Source organism: Klebsiella sp. 2-CIP_Kleb. (genome assembly GCF_050378715.1).
GTDB classification, from domain to species: Bacteria; Pseudomonadota; Gammaproteobacteria; order Enterobacterales; family Enterobacteriaceae; genus Klebsiella; species Klebsiella quasipneumoniae.
On record NZ_JBNRLG010000010.1, the window covers coordinates 38,643 to 52,326 of the forward strand.

Sequence of the window (13,684 nt, forward strand, 5' to 3'; positions counted from 1 at the left end):
TTCCGTTACCCCGGGCAAACTCGCTCCGGGGGAACACGGCTTAGATATCGATATTCGCCGCTTTCAGGGCGTTTTCTTCGATAAAGGCGCGACGTGGTTCAACCGCATCACCCATCAGGGTGGTGAACAGCTGATCGGCAGCAATGGCATCCTTGACGGTGACGCGCAGCATGCGGCGGCTGTCCGGATCCATGGTGGTCTCCCACAGCTGATCCGGGTTCATCTCGCCCAGACCTTTATAGCGCTGGATGGAAAGACCGCGACGGGACTCTTTCACCAGCCAGTCCAGGGCCTGCTCGAAGCTGGCCACCGGCTGACGACGTTCGCCGCGCTCGATGTAAGCATCTTCTTCCATCAGGCCGCGCAGTTTCTCGCCCAGGGTACAGATACGGCGATATTCCGGCCCCATAATGAACTCATTATCCAGCGGATAGTCGGTGTCCACGCCGTGGGTACGAACGCGAATAACCGGTTCAAAATGCTGCAGCTCTTTGTTCTCGTGGAGATCAAATTTCCACTGGCTGCCGTGCTGCTCTTTCTCATTCAGCTCGGATACCAGCGTGTTCACCCAGCGGGTCACCTTCTGTTCGTCAGCCAGATCGGTCTCGGTCAGGGTCGGCTGATAGATAAGCTCTTTCAGCAGCGCTTTCGGGAAGCGGCGCTCCATGCGGCCAATCATTTTCTGGGTGGCGTTAAACTCGGCAACCAGTTTTTCCAGCGGTTCGCCCGCCAGCGCCGGCGCATTGGCGTTAGTATGCAGGGTCGCACCGTCAAGAGCGATAGCGATCTGATACTGATCCATCGCTTCGTCGTCTTTAATGTACTGTTCCTGTTTGCCTTTCTTCACTTTGTACAGCGGCGGCTGGGCAATATAGACGTGGCCGCGCTCGACGATCTCCGGCATCTGACGATAGAAGAAGGTCAACAGCAGGGTACGAATGTGCGAGCCGTCGACGTCCGCATCGGTCATGATGATGATGCTGTGATAGCGCAGTTTGTCCGGGTTGTACTCATCGCGGCCGATGCCGCAGCCCAGAGCGGTGATCAGCGTGGCCACTTCCTGAGAAGAGAGCATCTTGTCGAAGCGGGCTTTCTCAACGTTGAGGATTTTACCCTTCAGCGGCAGGATCGCCTGATTCTTACGGTTACGACCCTGTTTAGCAGAGCCGCCCGCAGAGTCCCCTTCCACCAGGTACAGTTCGGAGAGCGCCGGGTCGCGTTCCTGGCAGTCCGCCAGTTTGCCCGGCAGGCCAGCCAGATCCAGCGCGCCTTTACGGCGGGTCATCTCACGGGCACGACGCGCGGCTTCGCGCGCGCGCGCGGCGTCAATAATTTTGCCGACCACGATTTTCGCATCGGACGGGTTTTCCAGCAGGTATTCGCTCAGCAGTTCGTTCATCTGCTGCTCAACCGCCGATTTCACCTCGGAGGAGACCAGCTTGTCTTTGGTCTGTGAGGAGAATTTCGGATCCGGCACTTTCACCGATACCACGGCAATCAGGCCTTCACGGGCGTCGTCGCCGGTGGCGCTGACTTTCGCTTTTTTACTGTAGCCCTCTTTGTCCATGTAGGCGTTGAGGGTACGGGTCATCGCCGCACGGAAGCCGGCAAGGTGAGTACCACCGTCACGCTGCGGAATGTTATTGGTAAAGCAGTAAATGTTTTCCTGGAAGCCATCGTTCCACTGCAGGGCCACTTCCACACCGATACCGTCTTTTTCCGTAGAAAAATAGAAGATATTCGGATGGATCGGCGTTTTGTTCTTATTGAGATACTCAACGAACGCCTTGATGCCGCCTTCGTAGTGGAAATGATCTTCTTTGCCGTCGCGCTTATCGCGCAGGCGGATAGAGACCCCGGAGTTCAGGAACGACAGCTCGCGCAGGCGTTTCGCCAGGATATCGTATTCAAACTCGGTGACGTTGGTGAAGGTTTCCAGGCTTGGCCAGAAACGCACCATGGTGCCGGTTTTATCGGTTTCGCCAGTCACGGCCAGCGGCGCCTGCGGCACACCGTGTTCGTACATCTGCTTGTGAACTTTGTTATCGCGCTGGATAACCAGCTCCAGCTTCTGCGACAGGGCGTTTACCACCGAGACGCCTACGCCGTGCAGACCGCCGGAGACTTTATAGGAGTTATCATCGAATTTACCGCCAGCGTGCAGGACGGTCATGATAACTTCCGCTGCGGAGACGCCCTCTTCCGGGTGAATGCCGGTCGGGATGCCGCGGCCGTCATCCTGGACGGAGACGGAGTTATCGCTGTGGATGGTCACCACGATATCTTTGCAGTAACCCGCGAGCGCTTCGTCGATAGCGTTATCCACAACCTCGAATACCATGTGGTGCAGACCGGTGCCGTCATCCGTGTCGCCGATATACATACCCGGGCGCTTACGCACCGCATCCAGCCCTTTCAGGACTTTGATACTGGAGGAGTCATAAGAATTCGACATCAACGTTTCTCGCTCATTTAATCTTGGGTTAATCCGTTATTTTACCTTTTTCCACGCGGAACATCTTCGAATTTTTGTCCGACATGTCCATAACGTGCTCAGCGCTGATCGCGCTGACGAAAACCTGCGACTGCGTCGCTTTCAGGCGACTGGATAACAGACCGCGGCGGGCATCATCGAGTTCCGAGGCAAAATCATCTATCAGGTACAGGCAGCGCCGCCCGCTGACGCGGGTGAGGAACTCGCCCTGCGCCAGACGCAGGGCGCACATCAGCAGCTTAAGCTGCCCGCGCGACAAGGTATCTTCCACCGGCGCCCCGTCGGCACGAATACGGAAATCCGCTTTATGCGGGCCGTGGGCGGTATAGGTTAACATTCTGTCGCGCTCGAAATTCCGCTCCAGCACTTCAGCGTAGTCGGTCTCTTTTTCCCAGCCGCGCTGGAAGGAGAAAGAGAGCGAGAATTCCGGTAAAAATTGCTGACAGGTATCCGCCATGTCTTCGACGATAGCGGCGCTGTATTCGGCACGCCAGCGGCTGATCTGCTCCGCCAGCGGGATTAATTCCAGATCCCATGGCCGCAGCTGGGCATAGCGGCTGACCTGACGCAGCGCGGCGTTGCGCTGCTTGACCAGGCGCTTCAGGTTGCTCCAGGCGGTGAAGAATCCGGCTTCGTTATGAAAGCATCCCCAGTCAAGGAATGCTCTTCTGTATTTGGGGCCGCCGTTGAGTAAAGTAAACCCCTCCGGCGTAATCAGCTGCATCGGCATCAGGTGCGCCAGCTCCGCCACTTTGTGGCCGTCGGTGCCGTCGATACGCACCTTGCTGTCGCCCTGTTTGTCTTTGGTCAGGCCGATGGCGGTTTCCCGCTCTTCGCCCTGCAGACGGCCATGAAGAACAAAGGCCTCCTGCTCGTGGCGGATCACCCGGCCAATTTGCAAACTGCGAAACGCCCGGCCGTGGCCAAGCGTGTAGATGGCTTCCAGCACGCTGGTTTTGCCGCTGCCGTTGGCGCCAACCAGGAAGTTAAAGCCGGGAGATAAAGCGAGATCCGCATGTTCAATATTGCGGAAGTCTTTGATCAGGAGTCGGGATAGCGACATATCAGCTCGTCATCATTCAAGGGGCGTGGGTGTCGCAGCCAGTTCGTCTACCGCCAGCGCGCAGAAAGCGGAGCGTACACGAAGTACGTGAGCATTTCGAGCACTGCCGGAAGGCGAAATGGCAAGTAAACCAGCCCCTTTGCAGATTCTACAATCGCATTGGCATGACAACGTAGGCGGCGGATTGCGAAGCCGCATCCTCAATCTGCACGCTCGACACCGAATCCGTCAGCAGAATCCGTACATTCTCGCACTTCAGCGCGTTCAGCACATCCAGCACGTAGCTAACGTTGAAGCCAATCTCCATCTCCGTTCCGGCGTAGGTCACGTCCAGAATCTCTTCCGCTTCTTCCTGCTCCGGGTTATTGGCGGTGATTTTCAGCTGATTTTCGCTCACGTACAGCCGCACGCCGCGGAATTTCTCATTGGAGAGAATCGCCGCGCGGGCAAAAGCCTGCTTCAGAATATCGCAGCCCGCTTCGAGGTGTTTATCCGGATTTTTCGGCAATACGCGGCGATAATCCGGGAAACGGCCATCAACCAGCTTCGAAGTGAAGATAAAATCGCCGACGTGGGCGCGGATGTTATTGCTGCCAATCTGCACGCGCAGCGGCGTATCACCGCCGTCGAGCATCCGCATCAGCTCAATCACCCCTTTACGCGGCACGATCACCGAATGGTTCGGCAGCGACGCTTCCAGCGGCATCGAACAGACCGCCAGACGGTGGCCGTCGGTAGCAACGGTGCGCAGTTCGCTGCCTTCGGTTTCGAACAGCATACCGTTTAAGTAGTAACGAACATCCTGGTGCGCCATCGAGAACTGGGTCGCTTCGATCAGACGCTTCATGGTCGCCTGCGGCAGGGTAAATTCCACCTCGCTCTGCCAGTCGTCAAGATTCGGGAAATCGGCAGCGGGCAGGGTCGACAGCGAGAAGCGGCTGCGGCCGGAACGCACCAGCATGCGATCGCCTTCCAGCTGCACCGCGATCTCCGCGCCTTCCGGCAGGCCGCGGCAGATATCAAAGAATTTACGCGCCGGAACGGTGGTGGCGCCCGCTTCGTGCGGCTGAACCAGCGCCACGCGCGCCACCATCTCCATTTCAAGATCGGTACCGGTCAGCGACAGCGCGCCGTCCGCGACCTGAAGCAGCAGGTTACCGAGAATGGGCAGCGTCGGACGACCACCTAACGGACCGCTCACCTGTTGCAGCGGTTTTAATAAATGTTCACGTTCTACGGTAAATTTCATAGCGTCACGAGGATAATGTTCTGATTAAATTGGAAAAATCTTCTTTAATGTCGTGGCTTTCTTCACGCAGCTGCTCAATCTTGCGGCAGGCGTGCAGCACGGTGGTATGGTCGCGGCCGCCAAACGCATCGCCGATTTCCGGCAGGCTGTGGTTGGTCAGCTCTTTGGCCAGCGCCATCGCCATCTGGCGAGGACGCGCCACCGAACGGGAGCGGCGTTTGGACAGCAGATCCGCTACCTTAATCTTGTAGTACTCCGCCACCGTCTTTTGAATATTGTCGATGGTGACCAGTTTTTCCTGCAGCGCCAGCAAATCGCGCAGCGCTTCGCGCACGAAATCGATGGTGATCGCCCGGCCGGTGAAGTTGGCGTTGGCGATAACGCGGTTCAACGCCCCCTCCAGCTCACGCACGTTTGAGCGCAGACGCTTGGCAATAAAGAACGCTACTTCACCCGGCAGGCGGATGTCGTTCTCATCGGCTTTTTTCATCAGGATCGCGACGCGGGTTTCCAGCTCCGGCGGCTCGATCGCCACCGTCAGCCCCCAGCCGAAGCGGGATTTCAGACGATCTTCAACGCCGTTGATCTCTTTGGGATAACGATCCGAGGTCAAAATGATCTGCTGATTACCTTCCAGCAGGGCATTGAAGGTATGGAAAAACTCTTCCTGGGATCGCTCTTTATTGGCGAAGAACTGAATGTCATCGATCAGCAGGGCGTCAACGGATCGGTAGTAGCGCTTAAACTCTTCGATGGCGTTGTTCTGCAGCGCTTTAACCATGTCCTGAACGAAACGCTCCGAGTGCATATAGACCACTTTGGCGTTCGGTTTACGCGCCACGATACCGTTCCCCACCGCGTGCAGCAGGTGGGTTTTGCCCAGACCCGTCCCGCCATAAAGGAACAGGGGGTTGTAGGCGCCGCCCGGGTTATCCGCCACCTGACGCGCCGCCGCGCGGGCCAGCTGGTTAGATTTACCTTCGACGAAGTTATCAAACGTGTGTTTCACGTTAACGTTAGAACGGTAGGTCGGCTCCGCTGGCGCCGGGACATTATCCCAGCCAGGGCGCACGATCGTCGGCGCCACGCGCGCGGTCTGCACCTGCGCCGCCGGGATAGTCGCTGCGGCCGGGCTTACCGCCCCTTTCTGCAGCGAGCTGGCGGGCTTAGCGCCCACCTCAAAACGCAGCTGCGGGGCGTCCGCACCGCAAAAATCATTGAGGAGTCCATTGATATTATTGAGGTATTTGTCCCTTACCCAGTCGAGCACAAAACGGTTTGGCGCATACAGTGCCAGCGTGTTATCGCTCAGTTCCGCCTGCAATGGGCGGATCCACATGCTGAATTCTGTGGCTGGTAACTCATCCTGCAATCGGGCAAGACACTGCTGCCAAAGCGAAAGTGACACGGCGGACTCCACTCGAACATAAAATCGATATCAAAGAAAAACTGAAACAATCGTGATTGTTGGCACACGTCGACAAGACCCTGCATTAGCCGAAAAGCCCCTGCACAAAAGGGGTGACGTGCGAACCGCTATCTGCGGTTATTTCCCGCTGCGGATCCGGGGATCGCGATCGGGACCGGGGATCATAGCCTAAACTGAGAAAGAGATCTTGTGTTTCTCAACAGATTCTTCCCGATTTATCCACAGGAAGGATCGAAACCGGGTAAGTGTAATCGATCCTGGAAGGAGTGAAGCACGATTTCCGCCGCATATTGGAAAAATTAATGAGCTATGCCGCTTTTGGGCGCAAACGATCTAACAAAGATCCTTCAGGATCCTTGCGCTTTACTGGCCAGGCCGTATAATCCCCCACCCGGCGCGTAATGCCCGTTTTCGTCACACGTCTCAGCTTATTTTTTGTGCGACGAGGTGCGAGAAATAAGGAAAGAGAATTGACTCCGGAGTGTACAATTATTACAATCCGGCCTCTTTAATCACCCACGCTGAGGCGTAAGTCGTTCGAAGTTCGTTCGGGTCTACGCAAAAGTCAGTGAATTTATTCAAGTTTAGGTAGAAATCGCCATGAAACGCACTTTTCAACCGTCTGTACTGAAGCGCAACCGTTCTCACGGCTTCCGTGCTCGTATGGCTACTAAAAATGGTCGTCAGGTTCTGGCACGTCGTCGTGCTAAAGGCCGCGCTCGTCTGACCGTTTCCAAGTAATAAAGCTAACCCTGCGTGGTTAAGCTCGCATTTCCCAGGGAGTTACGCTTGTTAACTCCCAGTCATTTCACTTTCGTCTTCCAGCAGCCACAACGGGCTGGCACGCCGCAAATCACCATCCTCGGCCGCCTGAATTCGCTGGGGCATCCCCGCATCGGTCTCACCGTCGCCAAGAAAAACGTGAAACGCGCACATGAACGCAATCGGATTAAACGTCTGACGCGTGAAAGTTTTCGTTTGCGTCAACATGAACTCCCACCTATGGATTTCGTGGTGGTGGCGAAAAGAGGGGTTGCCGACCTCGATAACCGTGCTCTCTCGGAAGCGTTGGAAAAATTATGGCGCCGCCATTGTCGCCTGGCTCGCGGGTCCTGATCGGCCTGATTCGAGTTTATCAGCGCCTGATTAGTCCGCTACTCGGGCCGCATTGTCGTTTCACCCCAACCTGTTCTCAATACGGAATTGAGGCCTTACGCAGGTTTGGAGTGATAAAAGGCAGTTGGTTGACAATGAAACGCGTATTAAAATGCCACCCTTTACACCCTGGTGGTGACGATCCCGTCCCGCCTGGACCATTTGATACCAGAGAACACTAACGATGGATTCGCAACGCAATCTTCTTATCATCGCTTTGTTGTTCGTGTCTTTCATGATCTGGCAAGCCTGGGAGCAGGACAAAAATCCGCAACCCCAGCAGCAGACCACGCAGACTACGACCACAGCAGCGGGTAGCGCCGCCGACCAGGGCGTACCGGCCAGTGGCCAGGGGAAACTGATTACGGTTAAAACCGACGTGCTTGAGCTGACTATCAACACCAACGGTGGCGATATTGAGCAGGCGCTGCTTCTGGCGTATCCAAAAACGCTGAAATCGACCGAACCGTTCCAGTTACTGGAAACCACCCCGCAGTTTGTCTACCAGGCGCAGAGCGGCTTAACCGGCCGTGACGGTCCGGATAATCCGGCAAACGGCCCGCGTCCGCTGTACAGCGTCGATAAAGAGGCGTTTGTGCTGGCCGATGGCCAGGATGTGCTCGTCATCCCGCTGACCTACACCGACAAAGCCGGCAACGTCTTCACCAAAACCTTCACCCTGAAACGCGGTGGCTATGCGGTGAACGTCGGTTATAGCGTGCAGAATGCCAGCGAGAAACCGCTGGAAGTCTCGACCTTCGGTCAGCTGAAGCAGACCGCTGCGCTGCCGTCCAGTCGCGATACGCAGACCGGCGGCCTGTCCACGATGCATACTTTCCGTGGCGCAGCGTTCTCCACCGCGGATTCGAAATACGAAAAATACAAATTCGATACCATTCTGGATAACGAAAACCTGAACGTCAGCACCAAAAACGGTTGGGTTGCCATGCTGCAGCAGTACTTCACCACCGCGTGGGTGCCGCAGAATAACGGGACGAATAACTTCTATACCGCCAACCTCGGCAACGGCATTGTTGCTATCGGCTATAAATCCCAGCCGGTACTGGTACAGCCTGGCCAAACCGACAAACTGCAGAGCACGCTGTGGGTCGGCCCGGCGATTCAGGACAAAATGGCTGCCGTCGCGCCGCACCTGGATCTGACCGTCGACTACGGCTGGCTGTGGTTCATCTCCCAACCGCTGTTCAAGCTGCTGAAGTTCATCCACAGCTTCCTCGGCAACTGGGGCTTCTCGATCATCGTCATCACCTTTATCGTTCGTGGCATCATGTACCCGCTGACCAAAGCGCAGTACACCTCCATGGCGAAGATGCGTATGCTGCAGCCGAAGATTCAGGCCATGCGCGAGCGTCTGGGCGACGATAAACAACGTCAAAGCCAGGAGATGATGGCGCTGTATAAAGCGGAGAAAGTGAACCCGCTGGGCGGCTGCTTCCCGCTGATTATTCAGATGCCGATCTTCCTTGCGCTGTACTACATGCTGAGCGCCTCGGTTGAACTGCGTCATGCGCCGTTTATCCTGTGGATCCACGACCTGTCTGCTCAGGACCCGTACTACATCCTGCCGATCATCATGGGCGCGACGATGTTCTTCATCCAGAAGATGTCGCCGACCACCGTGACTGACCCGATGCAGCAGAAGATCATGACCTTTATGCCGGTCATCTTCACGGTGTTCTTCCTGTGGTTCCCGTCTGGCCTGGTGGTGTACTACATCGTCAGCAACCTGGTGACCATTATTCAGCAGCAGCTGATTTACCGTGGTCTGGAGAAGCGTGGCCTGCATAGCCGCGAGAAGAAGAAATCCTGATACTCTTCATTCTTCAAGGCAACGCATCTGCGACTTGAATGATTTAGAGTAGTTACGGTAACGTTAATGCCAGAGAAGGCGGTCAATGGACCGCCTTTTTTACATCTACATAGAGAGTCACCATGAGCCATAACGACACTATCGTCGCCCAGGCAACCCCACCGGGACGCGGGGGTGTGGGCATCCTGCGCATCTCCGGCCTCAAAGCGCGCGACGTCGCGCAGGCGGTACTCGGCAAGCTGCCGAAACCGCGCTATGCCGACTACCTGCCGTTCAACGACGTTGACGGTACGCCGCTTGATCAGGGGATTGCGCTTTGGTTCCCCGGGCCGAACTCCTTTACCGGGGAAGATGTGCTTGAGCTGCAGGGCCACGGCGGCCCGGTCATTCTCGACCTGCTGCTTAAACGTATTCTGACCCTGCCGGGCCTGCGCATCGCCAGGCCGGGCGAATTCTCTGAGCGCGCGTTCCTTAACGACAAGCTCGACCTGGCGCAGGCAGAGGCCATCGCCGACCTTATCGACGCCAGCTCAGAACAGGCGGCGCGCTCGGCGCTGAACTCACTGCAGGGGGCCTTCTCCGCGCGGGTTAACCACCTTGTGGAAGCGCTCACTCACCTGCGCATCTACGTGGAAGCGGCGATTGATTTCCCGGATGAAGAAATTGATTTCCTCTCCGACGGCAAAATTGAAGCCCAGCTGAACGAGGTGATGGCCGACCTCGACGCCGTCCGCGCCGAAGCCCGTCAGGGCAGTCTGCTGCGCGAAGGGATGAAGGTGGTGATCGCCGGGCGGCCAAATGCCGGTAAATCGAGCCTGCTGAACGCCCTGGCGGGCCGCGAAGCAGCGATCGTCACCGACATCGCCGGCACCACCCGCGACGTGCTGCGCGAGCATATCCATATCGACGGCATGCCGCTGCATATCATTGATACCGCAGGCCTGCGCGACGCCAATGACGAAGTGGAACGTATCGGCATCGAGCGTGCCTGGCAGGAGATTGCCCAGGCCGATCGAGTGCTGTTTATGGTCGATGGCACCACCACCAGCGCCGTTGATCCGGCGGAGATCTGGCCAGATTTTATCGAGCGCCTGCCCGCTAAACTGCCGATTACCGTGGTGCGTAATAAAGCCGATGTCACCGGCGAAGCGCTGGGTATCAGCGAAGTAAATGGCCACTCACTGATCCGCCTGTCGGCACGCACTGGCGAAGGCGTCGAGGTGCTGCGTAACCACCTCAAGCAGAGCATGGGCTTCGATACCAATATGGAAGGCGGCTTCCTCGCCCGCCGTCGCCATCTGCAGGCGCTGGAAGAGGCGGCGAACCATCTGCAGCAGGGCAAAGCCCAGCTGCTGGGCGCCTGGGCCGGCGAGCTGCTGGCGGAAGAGCTGCGTCTCGCGCAGCAGGCGCTGAGCGAGATCACCGGGGAGTTCACCTCCGATGACCTGCTGGGCCGCATCTTCTCCAGCTTCTGTATCGGCAAATAACGTTTAGTCCGTAAATGTTCACTCACCCGCATTAACGCCGCGTTAATGCGGGTTTTTTCTTGCCCTTTGCGGCGCAACGTTCTCTACTTTTATCTCCCCTTAACCACGAGACTAAAGCATGACCGTTGAATATACCGTGATCGAGAAGGTGCCCTCCGCCGAAGCGTTTTGCCACCTGCGAGAGGTAGCGGGTATGTCGCCGCGCCCCCTGGAAGGCGCCAGAGCCGGGCTGCCGCGCAGCTGTTATGGCGTACATATCCTCTGGCAGGAGACGCCTATCGCCATGGGGCGCATCGTCGGCGACGGCGCAATTAATTTCGACATTGTCGACGTCGCCGTCGATCCGGCTCACCAGGGAAAGGGCCTTGGGCGGCTGGTGATGGAGAAGCTGGTTGCCTGGCTGGACGCTAACGCCTTTGACGGCGCCTACGTTACGCTGGTGGCGGATGTTCCGGAGCTGTACGCGAAGTTTGGCTTCGAAAGCGTTCGGCCGGAAAGCGAAGGGATGGCCCGCGTGTGGCGATGCCGGGGTCGCTAGTTCGCGTTTCCTGCCAGGAAAATAGCGTTGTCCAAATGGCAACTCGTCTTGCGGGACGTTCCTCACTATGCTGAACGCCATTCACATCGCGAGGATCTCATGACACGCTTTCTTCTCTGCAGCTTTGCCCTGGTTCTGCTCTATCCCTCCGGCATCGATATGTATCTCGTCGGCCTGCCGCGTATTGCTCAGGATCTGGGAGCCAGCGAGGCGCAATTACATATCGCCTTCTCGGTCTATCTGGCCGGAATGGCCTCCGCGATGCTGTTTGCTGGCCGTATCGCCGACCGCTCGGGGCGTAAGCCTGTCGCCATGGTGGGGGCGGCGATCTTTGTTATCGCCTCCCTGCTCTGCGCGCAGGCGCACACCAGCAGCCACTTCCTTACCGGACGCTTTATCCAGGGGATCGGCGCCGGCTGCTGCTACGTGGTGGCTTTCGCTATTCTGCGCGATACGCTGAACGACCGTCGACGGGCCAAAGTGCTGTCGTTGCTCAACGGCATTACCTGCATCATCCCCGTGCTGGCGCCGGTGCTCGGCCACCTGATCATGCTGAAATACCCGTGGCAGAGTCTGTTCTACACCATGATCGGCATGGGGGTAACAGTGGGTTTGCTGGCGGTATTTATCCTGCGCGAGACGCGTCCGACGGCGCCTGCGCAGACGGCTATGCCGCAGCATGGCGCGGGCGAATCGCTGTTGAACCGCTTTTTCCTCAGCCGCATTCTCATCACCACCCTCAGCGTGACGGCGATCCTCACCTACGTGAACGTCTCGCCGGTACTGATGATGGAGGAGATGGGGTTCGATCGCGGCACCTATTCCATGACGATGGCGCTGATGGCGATGGTCAGCATGGCGGTCTCCTTCTCGACGCCGTTCGCCCTGTCGCTGTTTAAACCACGCACCCTGATGATAACCTCGCAGCTGCTGTTCCTGGCGGCAGGCGTGGCGCTGAGCCTCGCCACCCAGCAGGTCGTCACCCTGGTCGGGCTGGGCATGATTTGCGCCGGCTTCTCCGTCGGCTTCGGCGTCGCAATGAGCCAGGCCCTGGGGCCATTCACGCTGCGCGCCGGTGTCGCCAGCTCGGTCCTCGGCATCGCGCAGGTGTGCGGTTCGTCGCTGTGGATTTGGATCGCCGCCATCATCGGACTCAGCGCAATGAATATGCTGATCGGGATACTCATTGCCTGTAGCATAGTGAGTCTTGTTCTGCTACTGGTCGCCACTCCGCCGCGGGTTGCGCAACACAATGAAGAAGCCGCTTTCGAGTCTCGATCTTAATTTACTGCTCTGCCTGCAGCTCCTGACCCAGGAGCTCAGCGTCACCCGTACGGCGAAGCGGATGAACGTTTCGCCCTCGGCGGTGAGCAAGTCGCTGGCCAAGCTGCGCGCCTGGTTTGACGATCCGCTGTTTGTCAAAACGCCGCTGGGTCTGGCGCCTACACCGCTGGTCAGCAGCATGGAGCAGGATCTGGCGGACTGGATGCAGATGGGCAACCAGATCCTCGATAAACCGCACCACACCATGCCGAGCGGCCTCAAGTTCGAGCTGGCGGCGGAAACGCCGTTGCTGATGATCCTGTTTAACACCCTCTCCCAGCGCATCTATCAGCGCTACCCGCAGGCATTGATTCGTTTGCGCAACTGGGACTACGACTCCCTGGACGCCATCATCCGCGGCGAGGTGGATATCGGCTTCTGCGGACGCGAAAGCCATCCGCAGTCGCGGGAGCTGCTGAGCCTGCTGCCGTGGTATATCGATTTTGATGTGCTGTTCACCGACCTGCCGCAGGTCTGGCTGCGCGCCGATCATCCGGCGCTCAGGGAGGAGTGGGATCTGGCGGCATTCTTACGCTATCCGCATATCACCATCTGCTGGGAACAACGCGATACCTGGGCGCTGGACGACGTGCTGCAGGAGCTGGGGCATAAGCGTAATGTGGCGCTGACCGTGCCGGGGTTTGAGCAATCCCTCTTTATGGCGGCTCAACCGCAGCACACCATGCTGGCCACCGCGCCACGCTACTGCCAGCACTATAATCAGCAGCATCAGCTACCGCTGGTCTCCCGGCCGCTGCCGCTGGAGCCGCAGCATCTGGAAAAGCTTCGCGTCCCCTTCACCTTGCTATGGCATAAACGCAACAGCTACAACCCGAAGCTTGTCTGGCTTAGAGATACGTTGAAAGCGCTCTATTCCGGTACGCTGTAAGCTTTGTTTCGTGTCCGTAGCACCTTATTTGCGCAATAATTTGTAAAATCCAAACAAATTCCCTTTTCAAGGGGGGATTTCGGCATTAAAACCTGTTAATACCAGGCGATAATAGCGCCCGCAGTTTTCATTCAGACCATTACTCACGGAGCGACGTATGGCAACGCATTTTGCACGAGGGATACTCAGTACCGGGGAGCCGCTATCGACACGTTTGTCAGCGGCC

At 57.5% G+C, this 13,684-nt stretch carries 12 protein-coding genes; 8 read left to right on the forward strand and 4 right to left on the reverse strand.

Annotation, left to right across the window (positions count from 1 at the left end; all coding sequences use genetic code 11):
* Window positions 1-40: 40 nt before the first annotated feature.
* From gyrB to dnaA, 4 genes are all read right to left on the reverse strand, one after another.
* On the reverse strand, window positions 41-2,455 hold the full coding sequence (gyrB, locus tag ACQUTP_RS23545) for a DNA topoisomerase (ATP-hydrolyzing) subunit B (RefSeq protein WP_060656538.1): 2,415 nt from the start codon (window positions 2,453-2,455) through the stop codon (window positions 41-43).
* Window positions 2,456-2,483: 28 nt separating this feature from the next.
* Window positions 2,484-3,557 carry a DNA replication/repair protein RecF gene (gene recF / locus ACQUTP_RS23550; protein ID WP_032454434.1) on the reverse strand — a complete coding sequence of 358 codons (1,074 nt, stop codon included), beginning with the start codon at window positions 3,555-3,557 and terminating at the stop codon, window positions 2,484-2,486.
* A gap of 148 nt (window positions 3,558-3,705) precedes the next feature.
* On the reverse strand, window positions 3,706-4,806 hold the full coding sequence (dnaN, locus tag ACQUTP_RS23555) for a DNA polymerase III subunit beta (RefSeq protein ID WP_004145090.1): 1,101 nt from the start codon (window positions 4,804-4,806) through the stop codon (window positions 3,706-3,708).
* A 4-nt stretch (window positions 4,807-4,810) separates the two neighbouring features.
* Entirely contained in the window at window positions 4,811-6,214 is a 1,404-nt protein-coding gene (gene dnaA, locus ACQUTP_RS23560) for a chromosomal replication initiator protein DnaA (protein WP_017899658.1), read from the reverse strand.
* 621 nt (window positions 6,215-6,835) lie between these two features.
* Between dnaA and rpmH the strand changes: the two genes are divergently transcribed.
* The 8 genes from rpmH (at window position 6,836) to yidZ (ending at window position 13,458) form a co-directional block, all read left to right on the forward strand.
* Window positions 6,836-6,976 carry a 50S ribosomal protein L34 gene (rpmH, locus tag ACQUTP_RS23565; RefSeq protein ID WP_000831330.1) on the forward strand — a complete coding sequence of 47 codons (141 nt, stop codon included), beginning with the start codon at window positions 6,836-6,838 and terminating at the stop codon, window positions 6,974-6,976.
* A 15-nt stretch (window positions 6,977-6,991) separates the two neighbouring features.
* The gene (gene rnpA / locus ACQUTP_RS23570) at window positions 6,992-7,351 is read left to right on the forward strand and encodes a ribonuclease P protein component (protein ID WP_004151535.1); all 360 of its coding nucleotides are present in this window, start codon (window positions 6,992-6,994) and stop codon (window positions 7,349-7,351) included.
* A complete protein-coding gene (gene yidD / locus ACQUTP_RS23575; protein ID WP_004151536.1) occupies window positions 7,315-7,572 on the forward strand; it encodes a membrane protein insertion efficiency factor YidD in 258 nt (85 codons plus the stop codon). The genes rnpA and yidD overlap by 37 nt, the downstream gene beginning before the upstream one ends.
* Window positions 7,573-7,574: 2 nt before the next feature.
* On the forward strand, window positions 7,575-9,221 hold the full coding sequence (gene yidC / locus ACQUTP_RS23580; protein ID WP_285756243.1) for a membrane protein insertase YidC: 1,647 nt from the start codon (window positions 7,575-7,577) through the stop codon (window positions 9,219-9,221).
* Between the two features lie 122 nt (window positions 9,222-9,343).
* Window positions 9,344-10,708 carry a tRNA uridine-5-carboxymethylaminomethyl(34) synthesis GTPase MnmE gene (mnmE, locus tag ACQUTP_RS23585; RefSeq protein ID WP_021313053.1) on the forward strand — a complete coding sequence of 455 codons (1,365 nt, stop codon included), beginning with the start codon at window positions 9,344-9,346 and terminating at the stop codon, window positions 10,706-10,708.
* A gap of 118 nt (window positions 10,709-10,826) precedes the next feature.
* Window positions 10,827-11,246: a GNAT family N-acetyltransferase gene (locus tag ACQUTP_RS23590; RefSeq protein ID WP_004202289.1), complete on the forward strand. Its 420-nt coding sequence runs from the start codon at window positions 10,827-10,829 to the stop codon at window positions 11,244-11,246.
* A gap of 99 nt (window positions 11,247-11,345) precedes the next feature.
* A complete protein-coding gene (locus ACQUTP_RS23595) occupies window positions 11,346-12,530 on the forward strand; it encodes an MFS transporter (RefSeq protein ID WP_004202290.1) in 1,185 nt (394 codons plus the stop codon).
* Window positions 12,499-13,458 (forward strand): HTH-type transcriptional regulator YidZ, encoded by a 960-nt coding sequence (yidZ, locus tag ACQUTP_RS23600; protein WP_004202291.1) that lies wholly within the window; start codon window positions 12,499-12,501, stop codon window positions 13,456-13,458. The genes ACQUTP_RS23595 and yidZ overlap by 32 nt, the downstream gene beginning before the upstream one ends.
* Window positions 13,459-13,684: the final 226 nt, after the last annotated feature.

Excerpts from the sequence above, each read along its gene's own strand:
- gyrB (WP_060656538.1), bottom strand. The coding sequence starts at position 2,455 with ATGTCGAATTCTTATGACTCCTCCAGTATCAAAGTCCTGAAAGGGCTG.
- recF (WP_032454434.1), bottom strand. The coding sequence starts at position 3,557 with ATGTCGCTATCCCGACTCCTGATCAAAGACTTCCGCAATATTGAACAT.
- dnaN (WP_004145090.1), bottom strand. The coding sequence starts at position 4,806 with ATGAAATTTACCGTAGAACGTGAACATTTATTAAAACCGCTGCAACAG.
- rpmH (WP_000831330.1), top strand. The coding sequence starts at position 6,836 with ATGAAACGCACTTTTCAACCGTCTGTACTGAAGCGCAACCGTTCTCAC.
- yidD (WP_004151536.1), top strand. The coding sequence starts at position 7,315 with ATGGCGCCGCCATTGTCGCCTGGCTCGCGGGTCCTGATCGGCCTGATT.
- yidC (WP_285756243.1), top strand. The coding sequence starts at position 7,575 with ATGGATTCGCAACGCAATCTTCTTATCATCGCTTTGTTGTTCGTGTCT.
- mnmE (WP_021313053.1), top strand. The coding sequence starts at position 9,344 with ATGAGCCATAACGACACTATCGTCGCCCAGGCAACCCCACCGGGACGC.
- ACQUTP_RS23590 (WP_004202289.1), top strand. The coding sequence starts at position 10,827 with ATGACCGTTGAATATACCGTGATCGAGAAGGTGCCCTCCGCCGAAGCG.
- ACQUTP_RS23595 (WP_004202290.1), top strand. The coding sequence starts at position 11,346 with ATGACACGCTTTCTTCTCTGCAGCTTTGCCCTGGTTCTGCTCTATCCC.
- yidZ (WP_004202291.1), top strand. The coding sequence starts at position 12,499 with ATGAAGAAGCCGCTTTCGAGTCTCGATCTTAATTTACTGCTCTGCCTG.